This window comes from Pseudomonas sp. 05N36 (assembly GCF_056397385.1).
On the sequence record NZ_JBFTNH010000011.1, the window covers coordinates 130,166 to 154,496 of the forward strand.

A 24,331-nucleotide genomic window follows, 5' to 3' on the forward strand; every position below is an offset into this window, starting at 1 on the left:
TCACGAGACTTGACGAAGGCTGTTGCTCGGAATTCTCGGTATCGGGCTTGATGATTTCCATGGCTATATTCCTTATGCAAACCGGCCCAGAGTTTTAAACATCAAAAGGTCCAGAGGCATGTAGAAGAAATGCAAGAGCACCAGAAAGAGCACGATGATCACGACTCCACTGACGATCAATCGCGTTCGCCACTGCTTACGGCGTGCCAGTTCCGCTCTGGTGTATATGTAGGGAATCGCAACCAATATGCGTCTACCCAGCACACTGGCCAAGGCTTCAGCTCCGCGCACGCGCTGGTTCAGCATCTCAAGGAGCATCACCAATGCGCCTGCGCCCACCGGAGCGAGAACAAAGCCCATGGCGACCACTTTTTTACGGTTCGGCCGTATCGGCTTTTCAGGCATCAATGGCGATTCCAGAAGAACAAAACGCTCGGCTTTGTTTTCCTGCTCCAGGCTTTCGGATATTTTCGCACTCATTTCCTTGGTGCGAATTTCCTCGTATTTTTTACGAGCGTTTTCATAGTCACGCATCAGTGTGACCAAGCCGCGCTCGACTTGCGGCGTCTCAAGAATTTGCGCCTCGTAGTCGGCTATTTTCTTGAGTATTTCCTGCTTTTGATCGGCCAGCGACTTGATACGTGTTTCTGTGGCAGCGATCCGGGCCTGAGCCTTGGCAAGGTCCAGATTGACTGGAGTCGCTGCGCCACCCGCACCTTTGGTAGCCTCAAGTGCAGCAATTTTGCGTTTGACGGCACGCACATCGGGGTGGGCTTCGGTATACAGCGACAGTAACCGGGTGTACTCCGCCTTCAGGCTTCCCAGATCTTGCTGTTTATCAACCGCCGCGCCGGGCGATACATGCTTGGTCGCTGCTGCGGAAAGCTCCAACTCATTGAAGCGCAACTCCTCACGGGCAGTTTTGTAGTCACGGTCGACCTCTTTGAGCTCGGTTTCGGCGCGTGACAACATATTCATGCGCAACTCCTGATGCTCGGGAAGCGCGTTGCTGTGCGCTTGCTTGAAGTCTGCCAAGCGGTTTTCCAGGGCTTCCAGTTCGACCCTGAGCTTGTCCGCCTCCTGCGTCAGAAACTCTGTTGTTTCACTGGCGCGCTCGGTGCGCTGCTTGATGTTTTCATCCAGAAACAGCGTCACCAGCTCGTTGGCCACTTTGTTGGCAATCTCTGGTTGCCGGTGCTCAAAGGAAAGACGGAAAGCAATCGTCACTTCTCCGCGCCCCTTAACGGTAGCGCTGACCAAGGAGACTGTAATCGCATTGCGCATTTCATCGATTTTCTCGGAAACGCTCAACTGCCTGCTTTGCGAAGCAAAAAGATTGTACTTGTCGATGATCCCTTCCAGATGCTCACGGGTCATCACGCGCTGGCGAATGACTTCGATGCGCTCATCGGCAAAGGTATTGCTGTTCGCCGCCACCAGGTCTGGCGAAATCTGCTGAGACTCGACCAGAATAGTGCCAGATGACTCGTAGATGGGCGGGATAAAGATCGCGACCACGACGCTCAGGCCAAGTATTACCGCGAAACTCAGGATCAACAGCAAGGCATGGTGCTTGATGACAGCAATGTAGTCGTTGACCGACATTTCGTATTCAGAGGTCATATTCATCACCCAGCTGAATTTCAGAAGTTGGGGTGACTATAGGTCAAGGTCAACCCGACGACGTTTGCGGTGGCATCCGGCAAGCCATTTTGCTGGCGTTCTTTGTACATGAAGGATAGGCGCGCCACCCAAAAAGGCGAGAGTTCCCGGCTAAACCAGACACCGACATTGCGCAGGGTATTAGGCGCTAGCCCTTTGGTTTTTTGCCATGAGGCATCAAAACCGGTACGGCTGGTGTCGTCGAGGGCATAACTCCATGTACCGTTCAGGTTATCAACCTCGACAAAACCGCCGTCGCCGCTGGCGACGGTACTACGACTGGCGTCGATACTTGTATCAACACACTCACCGGTATAGTGCAACGAAAAACCGCCTTGGCCACGGGGGCGGCTGTTCGAGCCAGAGACTTGATTGACACCCGCGTAAACCGCCCCCTTGAGCCGCTCGGAGATCTCAAAGTTCAAGCCGGCAGTGGGGGTGTAACTGTTTGAGGAAGACACCGCAGATCCCTGCTGCGGCTCATAACGCTTCACGCCAAAACGCGTGAATAGCTCCACACGCTCGCTCCATGCGTAGTTAAAGCCCAGGCGGTTCGAAAGCTCGTCATAGTTGGTCAGTGTATTAATGTCGTAAGTGACATGTGTGTAGTCGGTTTCGTTAACCAAGGTAGTTCGCTCACTGAGAGCGGTACTCCAGTTGCCGCCGAACGAGGTTAGCTTTTGCGTACCATCGGTGGTGGCAATCACGCCGGTCGCTTGAACCGCAGTGGAAAGCGTTGAACTCTCAATATACTTCGCCGTGAGTCCAAAACCACCCGTCTCGGTCTCGCGCTGCCACCCTAACTGCACGTTGGGGTCTTCGCGGTCCGAAACGATGGACGTATCAGACGAACGCACCAGATTCATACCCAGACCGAACCGCCACTGATCCCGGTCTGAAGTACCGACAAGCGTGTAATCGGGGGCGATGATCGTACGAGTCACACCCTTCTTGTTTTCTGTAACAAGCACCGGGTTGCTGTCGTACTCGACAGTCGAAGGCACAACGATTGCTGAATGCCAAGTGGCAGCATAGGCCACACCGGAGCACGGCAAGATCAGGATGGCCGTCGCAACTCCAGCCGTTCGCAGCACGGGCAAGATAATCCTTAGTGCTTCGCGCAAGGCTAAGGCACGACCAGCGTATCGCCGGCCTGGAGTTGAATATTGGTGGACATGTCACGCCCGGACATCAAATCGCTGTAATGGACGGGCAGGATCTCTTGTTTAGCCCCATTGCGGCGCACGACCTTGATGTCCTCCTTGTCGGCGAATTTGTCGAGCCCGCCCGACATGCTCAATACTTGCAGCACTGCAGTTGGACCTGACATCTGTACGGTGCCGGGCTTCAGCACTTTACCCTGCACATAGACGAGATTGCCTGCGGTGCTCGTGATGACAACGCTCACGTTCGGATCGGGTATGAACTCCTTAAGCCTGGCAGCGACTTTCTTTGCGACTGCAGTGGCATCAAGCCCCGCAACATTGATTTGTCCTGCCAGCGGGAAGGTAATGCTGCCATCAGGAAGTACGTGCACCTCCTGTTTCAGCTTCTCTTCGCCCCAAACGGAAACCGAAAGGACGTCACCCGGACTTAGCAGATAAGCCGCGGCTTTTTCGTCGGCACTGGTAATGCTGGGCCAGACCACCAGCGCGCAGAGCACAGGCAATAACAAACGCAACATAAGGATCCCTCCGACCAAGTAGCATGCACAGAGATTCACATAAAAACGGGGCGAAAACACTCCCCTCCTTTAACGCCAAAGAAACGATCAAACAGCAATCGCCTCGAGCTTCCTGGCGCCAATTTCCGCCGAAACCAAACATCAGACCGAAGCTCCCCCGGCAATCATCCCGAGGTCGCCCGGTACTTGTTCTTGAGCGTAGACCACGATGGCCGAGAACGCCGAAGGGCGGGTACGCGTGGTCGTGCTGGAACTTGACGGGCGTTGCATCAGCGATCGTCTAGGCTTGCTGGAACAGGGTCGGCTCTACGACTACAACCTGGCGTTCCTGGCGCAATATGCCGGTCTGGGCGCCGGCCGAGTGCGGCTTGATGAGTGGATTCGCCGGGGGCTGGACGAGCGCTGGCAGCACATCAAACCGAGGCTGCAACAGTGGCGAGCCAAACGTGCGGCCGCTGTCGCACGTTTGGCCCGCACTCCCGTCGTGACCGGCGTCGATAAAAAAATCGCGCCCACCGCACACCCCATGGAGGATGAACATGCCTCGCCAAGTCATAGTCAACGCTGACGATTTCGGTCTCAGCCTGAACGAAAACGCAGTCATCCTGCGGGCCTTCCAGGCCGGGGTGATCAGCTCCGCTACCGTCATGGCCAACATGCCGGCCTTCGCCGCGGCCTGTGAGCTGGCGCAACAGCCACTGCTCAAGGGCCGCGTTGGCCTGCACTTCAACCTCACGTACGGCCGGCCCCTCAGCCGGGCGATTCTCGAGCTGCCAACCTTTTGCGACACGGCTGGCGAGTTCGACCTGAACCTGCCCCGCCACCGCCTGTGGCTCAGCCGCCAGCAACACGATGCAGTGCTGAAAGAGCTCGAAGCGCAATGGCAGCACTGCCTGGACAATGGCCTGCAGCCCAGCCATCTCGATTCCCACCAACATGTTCACACTATCTGGCCGATCGGTGAGATCGTCGCGCGTTTTGCTGCCCGCCAAGGAGTCCCCGTTCGCCTGGCGCGCAATCCGGGGCACAACCTCAGCCTGGCCAAGCGAGTCTTCAAGAGTTTGCTCAACCGGCGTTTACACCGTCTCGCCGGTGCCACGGCGGACTACGTCTGTACCCCGGTGGACTTGCGCAACGCCAGGCCACCGGCAGACGGACTGCTGGAAATCGTTGCCCATCCGACGATGCTCGGCAGCGACTTTGGAGACGCCTATCTGTATCAGGGTGAGTCCTTGAGCAAGTTGCTCGACAACCGCCTGCCGGGCATTCCACGGGTTTGCTATAACGTGCTGGCACGCAAACGACCCGCAGCGGCCACGACGGCATTGGAGTAGCACAACGCTGACAGCACAATGCCCGGGACTGGCCACGGGCATTGTGCAAAAGGCAGATGACTCAGGGTTTAAGCGGCCATTCCTGGTCAAGATCCGAAAGGCTTTTACCGTCGTCCGGATGCTTCCAGGTTGGATCTGGCGGATTCTCATCCGGGGTCGCTTCTTCTGGCTTTTCCTCTTCAGAATCTTCGTACTGTTCACGTTTCTTTTCGGTTGCCATAAGGCCCTCCTCCTGAGGTTTGCGTTCAATTTCAGGATAGAACAAAGCCACTGCTTCGCTACCGACCGACCGTCTGTATTGCGCTGTGTACAGCAACCCTGGCGTTTTTCGCCTCTTCCAGCAGCCCCTGAATCACCTGCTCTTGTTCGGCGTAATCACCTTCCCCGAAATGGCTGTAGCGTACCTGCCCCTTTGCGTCCAGCACCAAAGCCAGCGGCCAAATCGGTGCTTTTTTTGCGTCCATGTGTATCCAGCCCGCGCCAGATACACTGCAATACAAAGGCCTTCGGGCAAGCTCATCCAGACTCGATAGACTGCGCGAAAACCGCATACACACAGAGGTTGAGGCAATGGATCATGTCGATCACATTCTGATTGTCGATGACGATCGCGAGATCAGAGAGCTGGTAGGCAACTACTTGAAGAAGAATGGTTTGCGCACGACTGTGGTCGCCGATGGGCGCCAGATGCGTGCCTTCCTCGAGACCACACCGGTCGACCTGATTGTGCTCGACATCATGATGCCCGGCGACGACGGCTTGCTGCTGTGCCGCGAACTGCGTGCCGGCAAACACAAAGCCACACCGGTACTGATGCTCACCGCCCGAAATGACGAAACCGACCGCATCATCGGCCTTGAAATGGGCGCCGACGATTACCTGGTCAAACCGTTCGCCGCCCGCGAACTGCTGGCCCGCATCAATGCCGTACTGCGACGCACGCGGATGCTGCCGCCGAACCTGATGGTCACCGAAAGTGGTCGGCTACTGGGTTTCGGTCGTTGGCGCCTGGATACCTCGGCCCGCCACTTGCTCACTGAGGACGGCACCATGGTCGCCTTGAGTGGCGCCGAATACCGCCTGCTGAGGGTCTTCCTCGACCATCCGCAGCGCGTGCTCAACCGCGACCAGTTGCTCAACCTGACCCAGGGCCGCGATGCCGACCTGTTCGATCGCTCCATCGATTTGCTGGTGAGCCGCCTGCGCCAACGCCTGCTGGATGATGCCCGCGAACCGGCCTACATCAAGACCGTGCGCAGCGAAGGCTACGTGTTCTCCCTGCCGGTGGAAATCCTCGGTGCACCGTCATGAGTTTCTCGCTGCACTGGCCGCGCACGCTGGCGTCACGGCTCTCGCTGATTTTTCTGATCGGCCTGATTCTGGCTCAGGGGCTGTCCTTCGGCGCCCAGTACTACGAACGCTACCAGAGCGCAAAATCGACGATGCTTGGCAACCTGGTCAACGACGTGGCCACCTCGGTTGCGATCCTTGACCGCTTGCCGGCCGAGGAACGCGCCAGTTGGTTGCAACGTCTGGAACGGCGCAACTATGGCTACGTGCTGAGCGAGGGTGAGCCCGGTGTACCGATGCAACAGGACGACGTTCCGGTCTCCGTGCGCTCCATCGAAGAAGCCGTCGGCCATGACTTTTCGCTGACATTCAATGACATCCCAGGCCCGCAGAAACATTATCAGGCGCACCTGCAGCTGTCCGATGGCAACCCAATGACAATCGACGTCCGGCCCTCGATCATGCCGCTCTCGCCGTGGCTGCCGGTGGTCCTGCTCGGCCAGTTGCTGCTGTTGATCGGCTGCACCTGGCTGGCCGTGAGAATTGCCATTCGCCCTTTGACGCGCTTGTCCCGCGCAGTGGAAACCCTCGATCCCAACACCCACCAAATTCACCTGGATGAAACCGGCCCGACCGAGGTCGCCTACGCGGCCGTGGCCTTCAATGCCATGCAGGAGCGCATCGCGGCCTATCTCAAGGAACGAATGCAACTGCTCGCCGCCATTTCCCATGACCTGCAGACGCCCATCACCCGGATGAAACTTCGGGCGGAATTCATGGACGATTCAGCCGAAAAGGACAAACTCTGGCAAGACCTGGAAGAAATCGAGCACCTGGTGCGCGAAGGCGTGGCCTATGCGCGCAGCGTGCATGGCGCCACCGAAGCCAGTTGTCGCATTGACCTGGACTCCTTTCTCGTCAGCCTGGTCTTTGACTATCAGGACATGGGCAAACAGGTACAACTGACCGACAGAAATGCCGCCGTGATCGATACCCGTCCCCATGCCCTGCGGCGGGTGCTGGTCAACCTGCTGGACAACGCCTTGAAGTTCGCCGGCGCAGCAGAGTTGGTAGTGCAATCGAGCGCTGGCAACCTGTCGATCAAGGTGCTGGATCGCGGACCGGGGATCGCCGAGGACGAGTTGGCCGAGGTCATGAAGCCGTTCTATCGGGTGGAAAGCTCGCGCAACCGCACCACCGGTGGCACCGGACTGGGGCTGGCCATCGCCCAGCAACTGGCGCTGGCTATCGGCGGTTCGCTGACCTTGAGCAACCGCGAAGGTGGTGGCCTTTGCGCGGAGCTCAAGCTGGCCCCGGGAGCACCACCTGGGCGGCGCCAATAACCCCTTCGGCCAGCCTATACCGCAGCAGTTCCAGGGTGCTGCACCTGTGAACCGCGATTCAGCCGGCCTCTGGCAGGCGTCAGCAAGCTCTGAATGTCTTCCTGCGAAGGCATACCCTCCAGGCTGTTTGGTCGTCGTGAGATAGACTAAGCAGCGGGTATCGGAGAGCAGGAGTGACAGCTGTGGCGCGATTCTGATGGATTCGCTGATAACGGCCGCGGCGCGTGCGCTCGCGGCGGGTGATCCCCTCGGCGCACTGAACCGGGTGGCCTTGCGCGACGATGCGCCGGCGCTCGCGTTACGCGGCATCGCCATGGCGCAGCTCGGCGAACTGGTTCGCGCGAAGACTCTGTTGCGCAGTGCGGCACGGGACTTCGGTCCGAAAGAGGCCTTGGCCCGTGCGCGATGCATGGTCGCCGAGGCCGAGATTGCGCTCGCTTCGCGCGACCTTGGCTGGCCTGCCAAGGCACTCGATGCAGCACGGGCGACACTCGAAGCACACGGTGACCGGGTGAACGCCGCGCATGCCCGGTATCTCGAGATCCGTCGCTTGCTGCTGATCGGTCATCTCGACGAAGCCGAGCACAGGCTCGCCGAACTCGATCCCACACCTTTACCACCTGCATCGAAGGCTGTTCACGAATTGGTCGTGGCGGGGATCGCGATGCGCCGCCTCCAGGCGAAGACGGCACGAACGGCGCTCACTCGGGCCGAGCATGCCGCACGCCACGCCGGTATCCCTGCGCTGACAGCCGAGGTCGACAGCGCACGCCTGCTCCTCGATACGCCTGCCGCGCGCCTGATAACCAACGATGAGGAACGACTCCTGCTGCTTGAGGACGTTGAAGCGCTACTGGCGTCAAAGGCGCTCGTCGTGGACGCCTGCCGTCATCTCGTGCGTGACGCACGCGCGCAGGTCTCGCTCGCAAGGCGCCCGGTACTGTTCGCGCTCGTCCGGGCGTTGGGCGAAGCGTGGCCCGCCGACGTATCGAGGGAAATGCTTATCGCCCGAGCCTTCCGATTGAAGCTTGACGATGAGTCGCATCGCGCGCGATTGCGCGTCGAGGTCGGGCGACTTCGCGCGGCGCTGCGGACAGTGGCAGGCGTGACCGCAACAAAGCGCGGGTTTGCACTGGTGCCGCGCAGCGCACTGGAAGTCGTCGTGCTGGCATGGCCCATCGAAGAGAAGCAGGCGGCGGTGCTCGCCCTCCTCGCCGACGGTGAGTCGTGGTCGAGTTCGGCCCTGGCGCTGGCACTTGGCGCCAGCCAACGCACCGTACAGCGGGCACTCGACTCGCTGGCGGCGGCCGGCAAGGTCCAGTGGTTTGGTCGCGGGCGAGCGCGTCGCTGGATGACCCCGTCGGTGCCGGGTTTCGCGACGTCATTGTTACTCCCCGCTCCACTTCCAAGTGACTAGGATCACTCCACGACCAAACCACCAGGGTGGAAGACATGAAACACTCAGCAGCCGAAATTATCCGCGAATATGGACCCTTTCCGGGTGTCGACCATGTGCATGGGGTCACCTATGACGGTCAGCAGGTCTGGTTTGCTTGCGGAGACAAACTGAACGCCCTCGATCCGGCGAGCGGGAATACCCTGCGCTCGATCGATGTCGCCGCGCATGCCGGCACGGCCTTCGACGGTCAGCATCTGTTTCAGATCGCCGAGGATCGCATCCAGAAGATCGACCCGAAAACCGGTCGCGTGCTCGCCACGATTCCCGCGCCTGGTGGCAGCGACTCAGGGCTCACATGGGCCGAAGGGACGCTCTGGGTGGGCGAGTATCGGGACCGGAAAATTCATCAGATCGATCCCCAGACCGGGGCGATTCTGCGCACCATCGAGTCCAACCGCTTCGTCACTGGCGTCACCTGGGTCGACGGAGAACTCTGGCACGGCACTTGGGAGGGTGAAGAAAGCGAATTGAGGCAAGTCGACCCGCGAACGGGAGAGGTTCTGGAGAGCCTCAAAATGCCGTCTGGAGTCGGCGTATCGGGGCTCGAGTCGGATGGCGCCAATCAGTTCTTCTGCGGAGGCGGAAACAGCGGCAAGGTAAGAGTGGTTCGCCGGCCTGAATGAGACGCTGCGATCGACAGCAGACGGCGCCGCTGCAAATCAGTAACTATGCTTGGTCTGTAGTCAGGCTCTGGTAACGCATCGTGGAAGGAGGCGCTTGAGATGCAACTCATCACGTTGAAAATCGATAAGCCGGAAGCGACGAACTTCATTTTTGGGCAGACGCACTTCATCAAGTCCGTCGAGGACATTCATGAAGCATTAGTCAGTTGCGTGCCGGGCATCACGTTTGGCCTGGCCTTTTGCGAAGCCTCCGGCAAATGCCTGGTGCGCTGGTCCGGCACCGACAGCGCCATGATCGAACTGGCGCAAAAAAACGCGAAAGCCATCGCCGCAGGCCATAGCTTCATCGTGTTCCTCGGCGACGGCTTCTATCCGCTCAACGTGTTGAACAGCCTCAAAATGGTTCCAGAGGTGTGCCATATCTTTTGTGCGACGGCCAACCCAACGGAAGTCATTCTCGCTGAAACCGAACAAGGCCGAGCGATCCTCGGTGTAGTGGATGGTTTTTGCGCCAAGGACGTTGAAGGAGACGAAGACATCCTGTGGCGCAAAAACCTGTTGCGACAGATCGGTTACAAGCTCTGAGCTGAAGCGCCGACAATGAGTGGCACCGTGACCGCGCTGCAAGCGAAACACTTCCATGCAGGGTGCAGCCACGGTCACTCAGCGCCTCAACGAATCAGCATCGCTGCGGCAGCCGCCACCATGATCGCTGCCGCACCGCGAAACAGCCGCTGTTGCGCTCGCAGGCTCGACAGCAGGTGCCGGATGCGCACCGCGCCAACGATGAACAGCGCGCCAACGCCCAGCAGGACCAGAATGGTCAGCGGCACCAGCATCAGCCCCCAGGTCTGCAACGTGACCGTCTCAAGGTTGATCACCAGCGGCAACAGCGCCAGGTAGAAGGCAATGGTCTTCGGGTTACCCAGGGTAATGGTCAGGCCGGATATCGCCGCCGACAGCAGCTCCTTCTTCTTCACCGGCTTGCCGACTTCGATAGCCTGATGGTCGGCGAACCAGAACTGCCAGGCCAGATAGCACAGGTACAGCGCCGCCGCCCAACGTACCAGCTGGAACAAGGCATTGAAGTGCTCGGCAATCATCGCCAGGCCAAAGACGGCAAATGACAGGTAAGTCAGATCGCCGAGGATCAGCCCAAACAGCAGGCAAAAACCCGACAACGCGCCACCGCTGACGCTCCGCGCCACCAGCGCCGCCATGCCGGGGCCGGGAATGGCAGCCGCGATGCCCAGCGCTGCCGAATAGGTAAGTACTTGTGTCATATCGAGCATGTCGCGTTCCTCAGGTCATTTATTATTGTTTTGCTCAACGGTTCCGCTTCCGGCAAGCAAGGTTATCAACGGTTTCAACGGGACCCGGCAACCCACTGCCTGACAGCTTCCCGGGAAAAGACCAGATCCTGCACGGCCAATCCGACCGACTTGAAAATCGTCACACCCTCCTTATGAACCAACACGCGATCGGCGCTGACAGTGCCGATCTCTGTTCCCACCTCCTGGTCCGGCAACAGGCCTTTGATCACAGCCTTCATCACGCACTCGGACGCGGCAAAAACCGATCGGTTGCAGTCCGTGAATAACGCGGCGCCCTGATACACATCTTCATGCAACTCCTGGAAACCCGGAGCCGAAGAGCCGATTGCGTTGATATGGCAGCGTTCCGGCAAGTCGGCACGGGCCAGAATGGGCGCACGTGCTGCCGTGGTGGTGCAGATGATGTCGCTGTCGCGCACCGCCTCGGCAACCGTGGCGCAAATCGAGACCGGCAAATCGCAGCAGTGCTCGCTCCAGGACGCAAACTCGCGACACGCCGTCTCGCTACGCCCCCATACAGAAACATGCCTGACCGGCCTGACGGCCCGCATTGCCAGCAGGTGAGCCCGGGCTTGCAAGCCAGTGCCCAGAATAGCCACACGGCTGGCGTCAGGCGCCGCAAGAATGCGGGTCGCGTGTGCCGAAGCCGCAGCCGTGCGGATTTCAGTGATCGCCCCGGCATCGACCGCGACGACCGGGGAGACGCCGGCTTCGTCATAGATCAACACGCTCCCCCTATGCGAAGGGCCGCGAATTTCAGCACCCAACCGGACCACCACCGACTTCAAGCCGAACCCCTGATAGGGCCCGGACTTGATGTAAGCCGGCATGACCCCCATCAACTCGTTCTCGCCACCCTTGACGATCGTACGCAACGGCTGCTCCACCTGGCCTGAAGAGTGCAATCTGAAGGCTTCCTCGCTGAGCCGCAGGCACAACTCGAAACTCAACAGTCCTTTGATCGAATCGCTGTCCAGATGAAGCATCGTTCACGCCTCGGCCGTTTGCTTGAACCCTTGAAAGGCATCCCATTTGAAGCGCTCGTCGATTTCGGTGCCAGCAATAGCGTTCAAGATGGTCGACATGTTTTTCTGTGAAACACCGAGAACCACATCCAGCATGTTTTGCTTGCTGAAGCCCGCCTGCAAGACAGCATCAATGGCCTGTTTGCTCAGGCAACCGCGGCAATGAATCACTTCCAGGGTAAAACTGCGCAACGCCATCAGTCGCGCATTGAGGCGGGTTGGCTCATGGGCGATGGCGTCGACCACGTGCTCATCCACGCCCTTGGAAAGGGCAATGAAGGCGTGGGCCTGGACCGTATAGTCACAGCGGTTTTCCACACCGGTGGTGATCCATACCACGGCTTTTTCTTCTTCGTTCAACGAACTGTCGATAAACAGATCATGCGCACGCTGATAGGCGGCCAGTAACGAAGGTGACTCCGACATGTAGGCACTCTGATTGGGGATCCAGCCAAAGTTGTCGATGGAACTCTGAAGCAGTGCTTTGCTTTTTTCCGGGGTCGAATCAATTGTGTGAAGCTTCAAGACAGTCATCATGACCTCAACGTGTATTCGAAATAGTCCAAGGGTCACCCTGCCTTCGAACGGAGTCAGGCAGGGTGTTGCGATCAGCTGCCGTACAAATTGGCTTCCGTCGGCAGCGCGCTCCAGCGGGTCAGCGCGAAGACAGACCAGAGCATCCGGATCGGACGGGTGCTCGAGATAAAATTCAACCCGTGGATGTTGGCCGCCACTTCCGTGGTCAGTGCTACGTCAACCTCGCCCCTGGCTGCTGCCGCCGCGGCAGCGCTAGTGGAAAGTGCAAGGATCACGGAGTCGACCTCCAGGCCCTGAGGCAAGAGTTCCTTGATCAGGAGAAGCGGCGCGGGATGGGTGGCGACCGTCAGCTTTGCAGTCGTCAGCGGCCCCTTGCTCGCCAATCCGTACAGCGGCGTATCGAACACGAAAGTCGCTACCAGGCTTAACCGCGGGTCCATGTAGAAGTTATGAATCTGCGGGTAGGCATTGGCCACGATCATCACCCTTGGAACGTTCTCGTCCATGCTGGAGCGGGCATGCTCGTAAGAGTCGCTGAGATTGACCTGTACGCGTGAGCCTGGATATCGACGCCCAAACCAGTCACTGAAGCAGCCGGCCGCCGCTTCACTGCTGGTCCCGCGGGGCCCCAGGGTATGAATCATCACATCGCGCCAATCACCAACACCCAAATTCAAGAATTTACTGTCCATAGTCATGACTCTCCAGAGCGATCAATTGGATACCGGGCTCAACCAATGGGCGTATTTGCTAATCCGACCTCTTACCGTTTCCTGGTAGAGGCTCCTGATCGCAGCGCTTATTTCACCCACCCCGCTCTCTTGCAGCACGTAGTGATCGATTTGCGTCACGGGTACGATCTCGACGCCGGTACCGGCCAGGAAACACTCGTCGACCGAAAACAGTTCGGAAAACGAAATATCCCGCTCGACGACTTTCAATCCCAATTCTTCCCTGGCCAGGGTCATCACCGAATCGCGGGTAATGCCCTCAAGAATATGGGCACTCAACGGTGGCGTGATAAGACAACCGTCTTTCACGACGAAGACATTGGAAGTCGTCGACTCGGCCAGATTGCCGTGCACGTTCAACATCAACGCATCGTCAAAACCATTGCGTTGCGCCGACTCCATGGCCAACGCCGAGTTGGCATAGCTGCCGGTGATTTTGGCCCGCGCGGGAAGCGAAACATCGGGAATACGCCGCCAACTCGAGATGGCGCAGCGAATACCGCCGGCAGGCATGTAGGCGCCCATGGCCAGGGTATTGATCACCAGGCCCGTGCTGACCCCGGAGAGCTTCACACCAAAACCGACCCCAGGCAGCAGCGCTTTCTTGTAGGCCAAGGGCCGGATATAGCTCTCGGTCGAGGCCTCGTTACGTCGCAGTAAATCGAGGATGATTGCCTTCATCTCGGCGCGACGCGGCAGGTTTTCCAACTGCAGCAACCGGGCTGAATTCTCCAGCCGCTTCAGGTGATCATCCAGCCTGAAGACATTCAACTCACCGTTACTGGCGACATAGGCACGAATGCCCTCGAAGACAGCAGTGCCGTAATTGAATGCCTGGGTCGTTACCGGAATCAGCGCTTCGGCAGCGGCGACCACCTGACCGTCAAAGTACACCCAAGGATGAGGCTTGCGCTGGGTAACCGGGGTATTGCCGGACACATCGGTCATGATCAGGCCCTCCGCGCGGCAATGGTCAATGCGGTTTCGCGCTCGTTGTTGTCGCTACCGCTGCGCTTGTCGTGGAGCCTGGCGGCCTTCCAGCTGACCATCGCCGCAGTGCCGGTAACGGCATCGGTGGGGCCAACGGTGATGTGGACACGGGCGCCGAGCCTGGCTGCCATGGAGCTGGCAACGGCCTCGAGGTCGTTGTCGAACACGGTGTTCTGCTGCAACTCCAACGTCACGCTCAGCTGATCGTCGCCGCCCACGGTTTCCACCTGGATGTGGTAATCCAGGCAGCCTTTGAGGTGCTCGAATAGTGCAGCCTCAACGTCGTAGGCGCAGTGATTGTGGCCGTTGATGACCAACGTATCCCTGACCCGACCGATAGGAATGATCTGCCAATGCCCCTTGCCCATCACCTGAGCCCTGACCATATCCCCGGTGCGATAGCGAATCAGTGGTTTTTGCCCTTGGTAAAGATGGGTAATGACCAATTCGCCGGTCATTCTCGAACTTTCGGGCTCCAGCACTTTCCCCGTCAGCGGGTTGACCACCTCATAGACCACGTTCAAGGGAACGGTGCAGAGATTGCCATCCTTGTCGCAGGCGGCCAGGATCGACGACTCTTGCGAGGCATACATGCAGTTGTACACCGCACTGCCCCACACATCGCCAATATTGCGCAGCAATGCAGGAGTGGTCAGTTCACCCAGGGTGAAAATCAACTTTACGCCCAGGTCCGAGGGGCTCTGGCCCTTTTTGATCAAATGCCTGGCCAGACTGATGGCGACTGCCGGTGTGCAGACCAGGGCCGTGATCTTCAGCTCCCTGATCAGCGTGACCGCACGATCCAGCCCGACAACGGGCGATCGCGGCCACATTTTCACGACGGTGTGGCCAAGGCTGCGACAAACGTCTTCAAACGTATCGCCGGTCGAGTGCAACTCCGTAGGCCCCATCACGCCGACAATATGTTGCTGACCGTGTGCACGAAACAGCTCGCTGTAACGAAGGATCAGCGGCGTGTTATTGAATATCGAGTCATGCTCGTTGCGCGGACAAGGTGTCGCCGCTCCGGTAGTACCGGTGGTTTCGTAGTAGATCCAGGCGTCCGTCAATGGCGCTGCCGCCATGCCATGACCGGCCTCGCGCAAATCGTTCTTGGTGGTGAACGGCAGTTTCCGGAACGCATTCCAGTCGAGTTCATCTATGGCACTACTGGATAAACCAGACAATCTATCCTGATAAAAAGGCGAATACGCCTTGACATAGCGGAGTATGTTTTTAATACGCCCAAGCTGAATATCATTCAATTCCCCGACGGAGATACCATCCTTCTCAAACACTGCATGTTGCTGATGAACTGTACGTGCCAACTCCAGAAGCTCAGGCTTGAATAAAGCGTACACTACAACCTCCTTGTCATTTGAACAGCGAAAGATTACCGGTCAACTTGCTGATTTTTTTCTTCGGCCCGATCAAGCCGATGGCAACCAACTCTATGGCTGAACTGTCGGCCTCGGAGATACGCGTCTCATACTCCTGATACGTCTTGCAGGATTGCGCCAAGGCGCTGAATGGCATGATGTGGATTTCATCATCCGCCAGCGCTTTCTCTTGAAGTTCCTGCAAATACTCATTGGTGGACAGCAGAATCGGCAACGGTGCGTAGATGACGCCGGGGTAATTGATATTGTCACGGCTTTGCATGTCCGGTCCGACCAGACCTTCTACCGAACGCCCCAGGCTAACGCCGATAACGCTGACGGCATTGGCCGCATGCCCCAGCCCCAATGCTTTGTCGACGACAATCACGCATTTGTGAACGGCAGCATCGAAATTCATTGAATCCTCCACAACTGTCAATAAGCCTTCAGTTCTTCGAGTGTTGTCACACCGAAATCAGCCCAACCATCGAGCAACCCGACAAACTTCGTAGTGTCACTACCAATATCAACATCAACCACCTGCCAACTGGCAATTCTTTGCCACTTCATTACACCCTGCAGATGATTGGGATGCGTCAGAAACGCGGAGAGCGTCTCTTGCGTTTCAAATAACCCCATCACGACAAAGTCCATGGCCTGTTTGCGCAGACTTATATTCCTGCCGCACGCCCAGCCGACGATTTCATTGATATGAAGTGGGTGCTGACGTGTCGATGCTTCTGCATCGATGACTTCGTCGTCGCACCATTGAAAGGGTTCATCAAACTTGAAAAAAACCAGATGAAGAATCATTTATCACCCTGGGATCGCGCCCTCCGGAAAAGGAAGCGATCAACTGTGGTTTATTTATTCAACGACGCGTCCGGCATCGGTTTTTACGTAGAGGCTAAAGCGTGGCAACTCCAACATCAGAAGTTGAAAAAATCTTATCCCCTTTAGCAGGAGAAAAATTTTCTATTTTAATTGCTGGAAAGATGACTTCTGGTAGGATCTACCTCTTTCTCACAGGGACGCGGAATTTATGACCGATCAGACGCTAAATCTGACAGATGTCAAAATCCTTACAGCCTTGCAACAGGACGGCARGATCACCAACCAGACCTTGGCCGACCAGATCGGCATGTCTGCCTCGCCCTGCTGGCGCAGGGTCCGGCAGCTGGAAGAACATCGCTTTATTCAGGGTTACAGGGCGGTGCTCGACCGACGCAGGATCGGGTTGGGAGTGATGGTGTTCATCCGGGTCAGCATCGACCATCACAGTGCAGCCGAGGCCCGGAAGTTCGAGCAGGAAGTGATGCAGCTGGAGGATGTGGTGGCGTGCTACAGCATCGGTGGCGACGCTGACTTCCTGTTGCAGGTAGTGGCACGCGATCTCGACTCGTTTGCCGACTTCGCGATGTCGGTCATCCGACAGTTGCCCGGCATCAAGGAGATGCAGAGCATGTTCGTGCTCAAGGAGATCAAGCCTTTCGTGTCGTTCCCGGTCAAGCGCTCCCAAGAAGCCTGAGTAGACCTCCCACCAGGGTAGAGGCCTGCCCTGTGTTTCCGGAATGCAATCTGTAGCAGCTGCCGAAGGCTGCGTTCGGCTCGGTCCGCGTTCGGGCGCAGCAGTCGTGAGTCCGGCTGCCGCAGTGTACCTGACACACCGCAATTGCTGATTTTACGACTGCTTCGCAGCCGAACGCAGCCTTCGGCAGCTGCTACAAAGAATGCGTCGCGGCTGAAATTGCTTAAGTGAACAGCATTACAGCGCTGGACGTAGCATCCGCCGCACCTTTTTCACCTCAATTCGCTTTCCCGGATCAGTTTCTTATTGATCTTCCCGACACTGGTTTTAGGAATTTCGGCGACGAACTTGAACTGCTTGGGGATCGCCCATTTGTTGATGCGGCCACGCTCGACAAACCCTTGCAGATGCACCTCCAGGATCTTGCGGTCGAGATATTGCCCAGGCGCGCACACCACCAGCGCCATCGGTCGTTCACCCCATTGCTCATCGGTAATGCCCACGACCGCGACTGACATGACGGCCGAGTGTTCGCTGATCAGGCTCTCCAGCTCCAGAGAGCTGATCCACTCCCCTCCCGTCTTGATGACGTCCTTGATTCGATCCTTGATTTCCACCCCGCCCAAGGCGTCGATAGAAGCGATGTCACCGGTGTGCATCCAACCGTCGCGCCACAACTCGGCGCCCTTTTCGGGCGCCTTCCAATAACCTTGAGTCAGCCAGGGTGCACGGACCACAATCTCGCCCAGGGACTCTCCGTCGTGAGGCACATCATTGCCGCCGGCATCGACGATTTTAAGATCGACCATCGGCACGGGTGTCCCGGTCTTGATGCGAATGGCCAATTGGGTTTGGGTGGGCAGTTCCAGCTCCTCATCGCGCAGGTACGTTGTGCAAAGCAACGGGCAGGTTTCCGACATGCCGTAGCCGCTGTGTACGCGCATGCCTTTGGCGCTCGCCTCGCTGGCAATGCCCAGCGTCAGGGCGCTGCCGCCCAGGAGCATTTTCCAGCCATCGAAACGGGTTTGAGCCGCTTCCTCGCAGCCCAGGATCATTTGCAATAGGGTCGGCACACAATGGGAAAACGTGACGCTCTCTTCTCGGTACAGCCTGACCAAACGGTTGGGCTCATAACGACCGGGGTACACCTGCTTGAGTCCCATCAGGGTGGCAACATAGGGCACCCCCCAGGCATGCACGTGAAACATCGGGGTGATTGGCATGTAGACATCATCGGAACGCAGCAGCGGCAGACCTTGATAGACACCCAGCGTGCCCACCGCATTCAAGGTGTGCAGCACCAACTGGCGATGAGTGAAATACACGCCTTTAGGGTCTCCGGTGGTGCCCGTGGTGTAGAACAGGGTCGCCACCGAGTTTTCATCGAAGTCAGGGAATTGGTACTGGTCTGCCGCTTGAGACAACAGCTGCTCATACTCCCCCAGCATGGGTAGAGACGTGTCGATTGCCGTGTCGTCAGTCAGCTGGACGTAGCCTTTGACGGTACTGAGCTGTCCCTGAATCTGCTCGACCAGGGGCAGGAAATCATCATGCACCAGCACCAGATCATCCTCGGCGTGGTTCATGGTGAAGAGCACCTGATCCGCAGAAAGACGAATATTCACGGTGTGCAGCACCGCGCCGATCATCGGCACGGCAAAGAAACATTCCAGGTAGCGATGGCTGTCCCAGTCAAGCAGGGCCACCGTATCCCCGGCCTTGACGCCGGCAGCGGTCAAGGCGTTCGCCAACCTGCGAATCCGTTGGTTGAGGGTCTGGTAGCTGTAGCGCAGCTTGTCGGCGTATACGATTTCCCGACCCGGTTCGTAGCGCACGCCGGACAGCAACAATTGCTTGATCAGCAAGGGATAGGCATAGGCGCCGTCAGCGGGCGGAATTATTTTTGTCGCCATCATGGTTGGGGTTCCTTGTCCTTTCGATCAGAACTGCACGGCGTCCAGCGCGTAGAGGCATTCGCTGCCGGCCTTGACCGAAGCGCTCAACGAGTGGATGCGCGGCAGCAGACGGGCAAAGTAGAAACGTGCGGTGCCGAGCTTGCTGGCGTAAAAATCATCCTCGGCCTGTTTGCCCATAGCCGCCTTGGCCATCAGGGCCCACATGTAGGCATAGGCGGTGTAGCCAAACACCTGCAGGTACTCGACCGAGGCGGCACCGATTTCGTTCGGATTGTTCTGTGCCCGATCCAGCAACCACGCGGTCAACTCGTCGAGTGTGTCCACGGCAGCGCTCAACGGCTTGCAGAACTCGCCGAGGTCAGTGCTGGCGTTGGCGATGAAGTGGCGAATCTCGGCGGCGAACAAACGGTAAAGCGCCCCGCCACTGCCAACAATCTTGCGCCCGGCGAGGTCCAGTGACTGGATGCCGTTGGTGCCTTCGTAGATCTGAGTGATCCGCACATCGCGAACCAATTGCTCCTGTCCCCACTCGCGGATGTAGCCGTGACCACCGAAGATCTGCTGGCCATGCACCGTGGTTTCCAGCCCCATGTCGGTGAGAAACGCCTTGGCCACCGGGGTCAGCAACGACACCAGTTCTTGGGCACGGGTGCGGGTTGACGCATCGTCGCTGTACTTGGCGGTATCCAGTTGCAGGGCCACGTAACTGGAAAACGCCCGCCCGCCTTCGTTCAAGGCCTTCATGGTCAACAGCATGCGCCGTACATCCGGGTGCACGATGATCGGATCGGCAGCCTTGTCCTGGTTCTGTGCGCCCGTCGGCGAACGGCTTTGCAGACGGTCACGGGCGTATTCGACCGCGTTCTGGTACGAACGCTCACCCAACGCCAACCCCTGGATACCCACGCCCAGACGTTCGTAATTCATCATGGTGAACATTGCGGCCAGGCCTTTGTTCGGCGCATCGACGATCCAGCCGGTCGCCCCGTCAAAATTCATCACGCAGGTGGCGGATGCCTTGATGCCCATCTTGTGCTCGATTGAACCGCAGGACAGCGCGTTGTGCTCGCCCAGCGAGCCATCGGCATTGACCAGTACCTTGGGCACCAGAAACAGCGAAATACCTTTAGGGCCCGCAGGCGCATCCGGCAATCTGGCCAGCACCAGGTGAATGATGTTTTCGCTCAGGTCGTGTTCGCCACCGGTAATGAAAATCTTGCTGCCGCTGACCTTGAAACTGCCGTCGGCCTGAGGTTCGGCCCGGGTGCGAATCAGGCCAAGATCGGTACCGGCATGGGCCTCGGTCAGGCACATCGAACCGGTCCAGGTGCCGGCGTACAGGTTCGGCAGGTAACGCTCCTTGAGTTCCTGACTGGCGTGGGCATTGATCGACAGGCACGCCCCGGCGGTCAGCATCGGGTACAGGCCAAACGACAGGCTGGCGCAATTGACCATCTCCTCGACCTGGGCCGAAATGGCCTTGGGCATGCCCATGCCACCAAATTGTGGGTCGCCGCCGACACCCACCCAGCCGCCCTCGGCGAACGCCTGGTACGCCGCGACAAAACCGTCCGGTGCAGTCACCGTGCCGTTGTTCCAGGTGCAGCCTTGTTCGTCGCTGCTGCGGTTCAGCGGTGCGATCACTTCGGCGCTGATCTTGCCGGCCTCTTCGAGGATCGCGGCGGCTGTCTCTTCATCGATCACCTCGGCCAGGCCGGGCAGTCGGGCCCATAGCCTGGACACTTCGAAGACCTCGTTGAGGACGAAATGCATGTCGCGCAAGGGGGCTTTGTAATCAGACATCGTTGGCTTACTCCGCAATAGCCCGGGCGTGATGCATGCCCGAAGGTTGGGTTGGCGCGGTTGCACCGGCATGCCCCTGAGGGGCCTCCGGGACAGGACGACGATTAAGCGACGCCCCCCGCAGCAGGAAATACGACAGGGCAGGAATCAGAATCAGCGCGCCGAGCATGTTCCACAGGAACATGAAGGTCAGCAGGATGCCCATGTCCGCCTGGAACTTGATCGGCGACCAGACCCAGCACACCACGCCGGCCGCCAGGGTGATGCCCACCAGGCCCACGACCCGACCGGTAAACGACACGGCATTTCGATAGGCCTGGGCCAGCGGCAGGCCTTGACGCTGGTAATGCAATTGCACACTGAGCAGGTACAAGGCGTAGTCGACACCGATCCCCACGCCCAGTGCGATCACCGGCAGGGTCGCGACCTTCACGCCAATGCCCATGACCACCATCAACGCCTCGCAGAGGATCGAGGTCAGCACCAGCGGCAACAGCGCAACCAGCGTGGCGCGCCAGCTGCGGAAGGTCATCAGGCAAAACAGCGTCACCGCCGCATAGACGTAAAGCAGCATGGTGCGATTGGCCTCGCGCACCACGATGTTGGTCGCGGCCTCAATACCGGCGGTGCCGGCGGCCAGCAGGAACTGGCGGTCATCGCTGCTGTTTTCCCGGGCAAAGGTCTCGGCGATCCCGACCACTGCATCCAGGGTCTCGGCCTTGTGGTCCTTGAGAAAGGCAATCACCGGCATCAGCGAGCAGTCGGTATTGAACAACTCTGGGGAGTTGACCGAGGCTTGCTGCGCGGCGTAGTTCAAGACGTCCTGGTTGCGCTGGATACTGTTGAGCTTGGGGTTGCCCTCATAGGTCCCGGCCGTGATCTGGCGCACGGCATTGACCAGCGAGGACGTCGCCTGCACGCCCGGATACTGCTGCAGTTCCCAGGCCAGACGGTCGGCGAGGACCAGCGTCTTATAGTTCAGGCAGCCTTCCGCAGGCGTCTTGATCATCACCGCGAACAGGTCGCTGGATAACGCGTAGTGACGGGTGATGTAGGCGTTGTCACGGTTATAACGCGAATCGGCACGCAACTCCGGTGCGCCACTTTCCAGGTCGCCGATCTTCAGGTGCTGGCTGATGACGAAGCCGCCGATGCCCATCAGCAATGCGATCAGTACGGCGCCCGTGGCCCACTTGCCCGTGGTGAAGCGATCGAGCCAGTCCCACAGTTTGCCAAAGCCCTTGTGTCCGTCCGCCCGGGTGTCGATGGTCAAGGCGCGCTCTGCAGCCTTGGCGCCGACGCCGACATAGGAAAGCGCCACGGGCATCAGCAACAACGAGGTAAAGATCAGCACCGCAACACCGATGCTGGCGGTGATGGCCAGGTCCTTGATCACCGGTATGTCGATCAGCATCAGCACGGCGAAACCCACCGCGTCGGCCAATAGCGCGGTGACGCCGGCGATGAACAGACGGCGAAAGGTGTAGCGGGCGGCGATCAGTTTGTGGGTGCCCCGGGCGATGTCCTGCATGATCCCGTTCATCTTCTGCGCCGCGTGGGACACACCGATGGCGAAGACTAAAAAAGGCACCAGCACCGAGTACGGGTCGATGGCATAGCCCAGCCAGGCAACGATGCCCAGTTGCCAGATCACTGCGACCAGCGAGCAACCGACCACCAGCAAAGTGCTGCGAACGCAGCGGGTGTAGAGAAAAATAATCACCAGCGAGGTGATCACGGCCAGGCCGAAGAACATCATCACTTGAATCAGGCCGTCGATCAGGTCGCCCATCAGTTTGGCGAAACCGATCACCCGGACCTTGTACTGGCCCTTGCCCTCCTCCCCGGCTTTGCGCGCGGCACTGTCGCCGGCGAACTCGATCCTGTCGCGCAACTGCTCTTCAAGCATCTGCGAGAACCCGTGGTAGTTGATGCGCTGACCGCCGGCCGCGGCCTTGTCCAGCAACGGGACGATCAGCATGCTCGACTTGAAGTCACTGGCCACCAGGTTGCCGACGAGTCCGGCGCGGGAAATGTTCTGGCGCAACTGTTCTATTTGCTCAGGCTTGCCCTCATAGGTATCGGGCATCACCGGGCCACCCTGGAAGCCTTGTTCGGTGACTTCGGTCCAGCGCACCGCCGGGCTCCACAACGACTTCATCCAGGCGCGATCGACGCCTTCGGTGAGGAACAGCTGATCGTTGACCTGTTTGAGCACGTCCAGATAAGCGGGGTCGAAGATATCGCCGCGGGTGTTCTCGACCACCACGCGCACCGAGTTACCCAAACCGCGCAGTGACTGACGGTTCTCCAGGAAATTCTGGATATACGGCTGGCTCTGCGGAATCATTTTCTCGAAGCTGGGGCGCAGTTCCAGGCGCGTTGCGGCCATGTAGCCCAGCACCACAGTGGCTAGCGCCATCAGCAGCATGAACAGCGGGCGATAGTTGAACACCATCCGCTCCAGCCGGTTACCGGAGTGGTGGTCGAAGTCACGCACGTCGCGGATCACCGGCATGGTGTCTTGTTTGATATTGCCCATGACTGGGTTCTCGCTCTAAGGGTTCGAGGTCTTATTCTTTGGGCAGTGCCTGTGCACCACGACTGCCAACCACCACCAGCGCGCCATCGGCGGCCTGAGCAGCGCCGGCTACCGGTGACGGTTCGGGTTGCCGCACCAGGCGCATGTCTGCGCCAGTCCCCTGACTGACCAGCCTCTGCCCGCCCTGGGTGAACAAGCGGTAATGACCGTTGCCGTCGACGATGCCGGCGGTGATGCTGACGTGCAGGCCACTGTCGAGCGCAGTCCAGCTGAGGCCGCCGTCCGAGCTGCGCAACACGTTGCCGCGCAAGCCATAGGCAATCACTTCGCCGGGCTTGCCAACCACGCCGAAAAAACTGCCTTGATAGGGTGTTTGCACGGCGGCGAAGCGTTGATGAGCCTCATCCCATTTGAGCAACAGGCCCTGCTCACCGGCGATGTACACCCCATCGCCGGTAGAGGCGATGGCGTTGAGGTGGAAGCCCTGCGGGTTGTCGGTGCGATCCTGAAACGGTGCCCAGTTCTGGCCACCGTCCTCGGTACGCAGGATCAGGTTGAACACACCGACCACATAGCCGAGGCGGTCGTTGGCGAACCAGACGTCGAGCAAGGGTTTATCAGCGCCCTGCTCGACCAGTCGCTGGCCTTCGGCAGCCAGCAGTGGCCATTGTTCGTTGCCGGGTTCTGCACTGGCCAACGTCCCATAATGCTGGACCAGCAAGGCACCGATCTGGCGGCCGTCCAGTTGCTTGCGCCAGGTTGCCCCGGCGTCGCTGCTGTGCAACACCACGCCGTCGTTGCCGACCGCCCAGCCCTGCAGGGCAGAAGGGAAATTCACCGCCGTGAGATCGGCACTCACCGGCACCACAGCTTGCTGCCAGTGTTTGCCAGAATCATCGGAATAGAGAATGTGGCCACGTTGCCCGACCGCAACCAATCGCTCACCCGCCCGCGCCATGCCTGACAACGGGCTGCTGACCGCCAGGGCGCTGGCCCTGGCCGGCAGATCCAGCACATCGACATAACCGGCCGCCTGGGTCAGGCCCTGCAACATTGCAAACAAGATGCCCAGCGCCCACTGCAGGTACCTTTTGTACGAACACATACCGCGTCCTCTTCGGATAGCCGCGCCGGGACACACAACCGTGCAG

The 24,331-nt window shown here is 58.9% G+C and carries 24 protein-coding genes and 1 pseudogene; 8 read left to right on the forward strand and 17 right to left on the reverse strand.

Features of this window, described 5'->3' with window-relative positions:
* Positions 1-72: 72 nt before the first annotated feature.
* The 3 genes from AC1DIH_RS15775 to AC1DIH_RS15785 are packed head-to-tail and all read right to left on the reverse strand — an operon-like array spanning position 73 to position 3,346.
* Positions 73-1,623, reverse strand: coding sequence for a GumC family protein (locus AC1DIH_RS15775; protein WP_477772381.1), 1,551 nt, complete (start codon positions 1,621-1,623; stop codon positions 73-75).
* 20 nt (positions 1,624-1,643) lie between these two features.
* Complete coding sequence (locus tag AC1DIH_RS15780; RefSeq protein WP_477772382.1) at positions 1,644-2,762, reverse strand: hypothetical protein; 1,119 nt, start codon at positions 2,760-2,762, stop codon at positions 1,644-1,646.
* Positions 2,763-2,788: 26 nt separating this feature from the next.
* The gene (locus AC1DIH_RS15785; protein ID WP_477772383.1) at positions 2,789-3,346 is read right to left on the reverse strand and encodes a polysaccharide biosynthesis/export family protein; all 558 of its coding nucleotides are present in this window, start codon (positions 3,344-3,346) and stop codon (positions 2,789-2,791) included.
* A gap of 220 nt (positions 3,347-3,566) precedes the next feature.
* On the opposite strand from AC1DIH_RS15785, the pseudogene AC1DIH_RS15790 reads away from it, so the two are divergent.
* Positions 3,567-3,914, forward strand: a pseudogene (locus tag AC1DIH_RS15790) (GNAT family N-acetyltransferase); the annotation flags it as partial.
* Complete coding sequence (locus AC1DIH_RS15795; RefSeq protein ID WP_477772384.1) at positions 3,886-4,680, forward strand: carbohydrate deacetylase; 795 nt, start codon at positions 3,886-3,888, stop codon at positions 4,678-4,680. The pseudogene AC1DIH_RS15790 and the gene AC1DIH_RS15795, both read left to right, overlap by 29 nt.
* 61 nt (positions 4,681-4,741) lie before the next feature.
* Here AC1DIH_RS15795 and AC1DIH_RS15800 read toward each other — a convergent pair whose 3' ends face one another.
* Both AC1DIH_RS15800 and AC1DIH_RS15805 read right to left on the reverse strand, forming a co-directional pair.
* Complete coding sequence (locus tag AC1DIH_RS15800) at positions 4,742-4,900, reverse strand: hypothetical protein (RefSeq protein ID WP_477772385.1); 159 nt, start codon at positions 4,898-4,900, stop codon at positions 4,742-4,744.
* A gap of 58 nt (positions 4,901-4,958) precedes the next feature.
* Complete coding sequence (locus tag AC1DIH_RS15805; protein ID WP_477772421.1) at positions 4,959-5,144, reverse strand: hypothetical protein; 186 nt, start codon at positions 5,142-5,144, stop codon at positions 4,959-4,961.
* 106 nt (positions 5,145-5,250) lie between these two features.
* Here AC1DIH_RS15805 and AC1DIH_RS15810 point away from each other — a divergent pair, with 106 nt between their 5' ends.
* The 5 genes from AC1DIH_RS15810 to AC1DIH_RS15830 all read left to right on the forward strand — a co-directional run bounded on the left by AC1DIH_RS15810 (position 5,251) and on the right by AC1DIH_RS15830 (position 9,980).
* A complete protein-coding gene (locus tag AC1DIH_RS15810; RefSeq protein ID WP_477772386.1) occupies positions 5,251-5,991 on the forward strand; it encodes a response regulator in 741 nt (246 codons plus the stop codon).
* Positions 5,988-7,313, forward strand: a complete 1,326-nt coding sequence (locus tag AC1DIH_RS15815; RefSeq protein WP_477772387.1) for a sensor histidine kinase — start codon at positions 5,988-5,990, stop codon at positions 7,311-7,313. Before AC1DIH_RS15810 ends, AC1DIH_RS15815 begins: the two co-directional genes overlap by 4 nt.
* Before the next feature lie 196 nt (positions 7,314-7,509).
* A complete protein-coding gene (locus tag AC1DIH_RS15820; RefSeq protein ID WP_477772388.1) occupies positions 7,510-8,730 on the forward strand; it encodes a helix-turn-helix domain-containing protein in 1,221 nt (406 codons plus the stop codon).
* 35 nt (positions 8,731-8,765) lie between these two features.
* The gene (locus AC1DIH_RS15825; RefSeq protein ID WP_477772389.1) at positions 8,766-9,395 is read left to right on the forward strand and encodes a Vgb family protein; all 630 of its coding nucleotides are present in this window, start codon (positions 8,766-8,768) and stop codon (positions 9,393-9,395) included.
* A gap of 99 nt (positions 9,396-9,494) precedes the next feature.
* Complete coding sequence (locus AC1DIH_RS15830) at positions 9,495-9,980, forward strand: adenosine-specific kinase (protein WP_477772390.1); 486 nt, start codon at positions 9,495-9,497, stop codon at positions 9,978-9,980.
* A gap of 86 nt (positions 9,981-10,066) precedes the next feature.
* Here the strand turns inward: AC1DIH_RS15830 and AC1DIH_RS15835 are convergent, their stop codons facing one another.
* From AC1DIH_RS15835 to AC1DIH_RS15870, 8 genes are all read right to left on the reverse strand, one after another.
* Positions 10,067-10,687: a LysE family translocator gene (locus AC1DIH_RS15835; protein WP_477772391.1), complete on the reverse strand. Its 621-nt coding sequence runs from the start codon at positions 10,685-10,687 to the stop codon at positions 10,067-10,069.
* A gap of 74 nt (positions 10,688-10,761) precedes the next feature.
* The gene (locus AC1DIH_RS15840) at positions 10,762-11,715 is read right to left on the reverse strand and encodes an ornithine cyclodeaminase family protein (protein ID WP_477772392.1); all 954 of its coding nucleotides are present in this window, start codon (positions 11,713-11,715) and stop codon (positions 10,762-10,764) included.
* 3 nt (positions 11,716-11,718) lie between these two features.
* The gene (locus AC1DIH_RS15845) at positions 11,719-12,288 is read right to left on the reverse strand and encodes a carboxymuconolactone decarboxylase family protein (RefSeq protein WP_427534507.1); all 570 of its coding nucleotides are present in this window, start codon (positions 12,286-12,288) and stop codon (positions 11,719-11,721) included.
* A gap of 74 nt (positions 12,289-12,362) precedes the next feature.
* Positions 12,363-12,983, reverse strand: coding sequence for a bacilysin biosynthesis protein BacA (locus AC1DIH_RS15850; protein ID WP_477772393.1), 621 nt, complete (start codon positions 12,981-12,983; stop codon positions 12,363-12,365).
* A 21-nt stretch (positions 12,984-13,004) separates the two neighbouring features.
* Positions 13,005-13,970 carry a branched-chain amino acid transaminase gene (locus AC1DIH_RS15855; protein WP_477772394.1) on the reverse strand — a complete coding sequence of 322 codons (966 nt, stop codon included), beginning with the start codon at positions 13,968-13,970 and terminating at the stop codon, positions 13,005-13,007.
* A gap of 2 nt (positions 13,971-13,972) precedes the next feature.
* A complete protein-coding gene (locus AC1DIH_RS15860) occupies positions 13,973-15,199 on the reverse strand; it encodes a phenylacetate--CoA ligase family protein (RefSeq protein ID WP_477772395.1) in 1,227 nt (408 codons plus the stop codon).
* A gap of 187 nt (positions 15,200-15,386) precedes the next feature.
* On the reverse strand, positions 15,387-15,809 hold the full coding sequence (locus tag AC1DIH_RS15865) for a DUF2000 domain-containing protein (RefSeq protein ID WP_477772396.1): 423 nt from the start codon (positions 15,807-15,809) through the stop codon (positions 15,387-15,389).
* 17 nt (positions 15,810-15,826) lie between these two features.
* Positions 15,827-16,204, reverse strand: a complete 378-nt coding sequence (locus tag AC1DIH_RS15870) for a Dabb family protein (protein ID WP_477772397.1) — start codon at positions 16,202-16,204, stop codon at positions 15,827-15,829.
* Between the two features lie 229 nt (positions 16,205-16,433).
* Between AC1DIH_RS15870 and AC1DIH_RS15875 the strand changes: the two genes are divergently transcribed.
* On the forward strand, positions 16,434-16,919 hold the full coding sequence (locus AC1DIH_RS15875; protein ID WP_477772398.1) for an Lrp/AsnC family transcriptional regulator: 486 nt from the start codon (positions 16,434-16,436) through the stop codon (positions 16,917-16,919).
* A 272-nt stretch (positions 16,920-17,191) separates the two neighbouring features.
* Here the strand turns inward: AC1DIH_RS15875 and AC1DIH_RS15880 are convergent, their stop codons facing one another.
* Genes AC1DIH_RS15880 through AC1DIH_RS15895 form a run of 4 tightly spaced genes read right to left on the reverse strand, consistent with a single transcriptional unit; the run spans position 17,192 to position 24,285 of the window.
* The gene (locus AC1DIH_RS15880) at positions 17,192-18,835 is read right to left on the reverse strand and encodes a fatty acid--CoA ligase (protein ID WP_477772399.1); all 1,644 of its coding nucleotides are present in this window, start codon (positions 18,833-18,835) and stop codon (positions 17,192-17,194) included.
* A gap of 24 nt (positions 18,836-18,859) precedes the next feature.
* A complete protein-coding gene (locus AC1DIH_RS15885; protein WP_477772400.1) occupies positions 18,860-20,638 on the reverse strand; it encodes an acyl-CoA dehydrogenase C-terminal domain-containing protein in 1,779 nt (592 codons plus the stop codon).
* A gap of 7 nt (positions 20,639-20,645) precedes the next feature.
* Positions 20,646-23,180, reverse strand: coding sequence for an efflux RND transporter permease subunit (locus AC1DIH_RS15890; protein WP_477772401.1), 2,535 nt, complete (start codon positions 23,178-23,180; stop codon positions 20,646-20,648).
* Positions 23,181-23,211: 31 nt separating this feature from the next.
* Positions 23,212-24,285 (reverse strand): WD40/YVTN/BNR-like repeat-containing protein, encoded by a 1,074-nt coding sequence (locus tag AC1DIH_RS15895; protein ID WP_477772402.1) that lies wholly within the window; start codon positions 24,283-24,285, stop codon positions 23,212-23,214.
* Between the last annotated feature and the right edge of the window lie 46 nt (positions 24,286-24,331).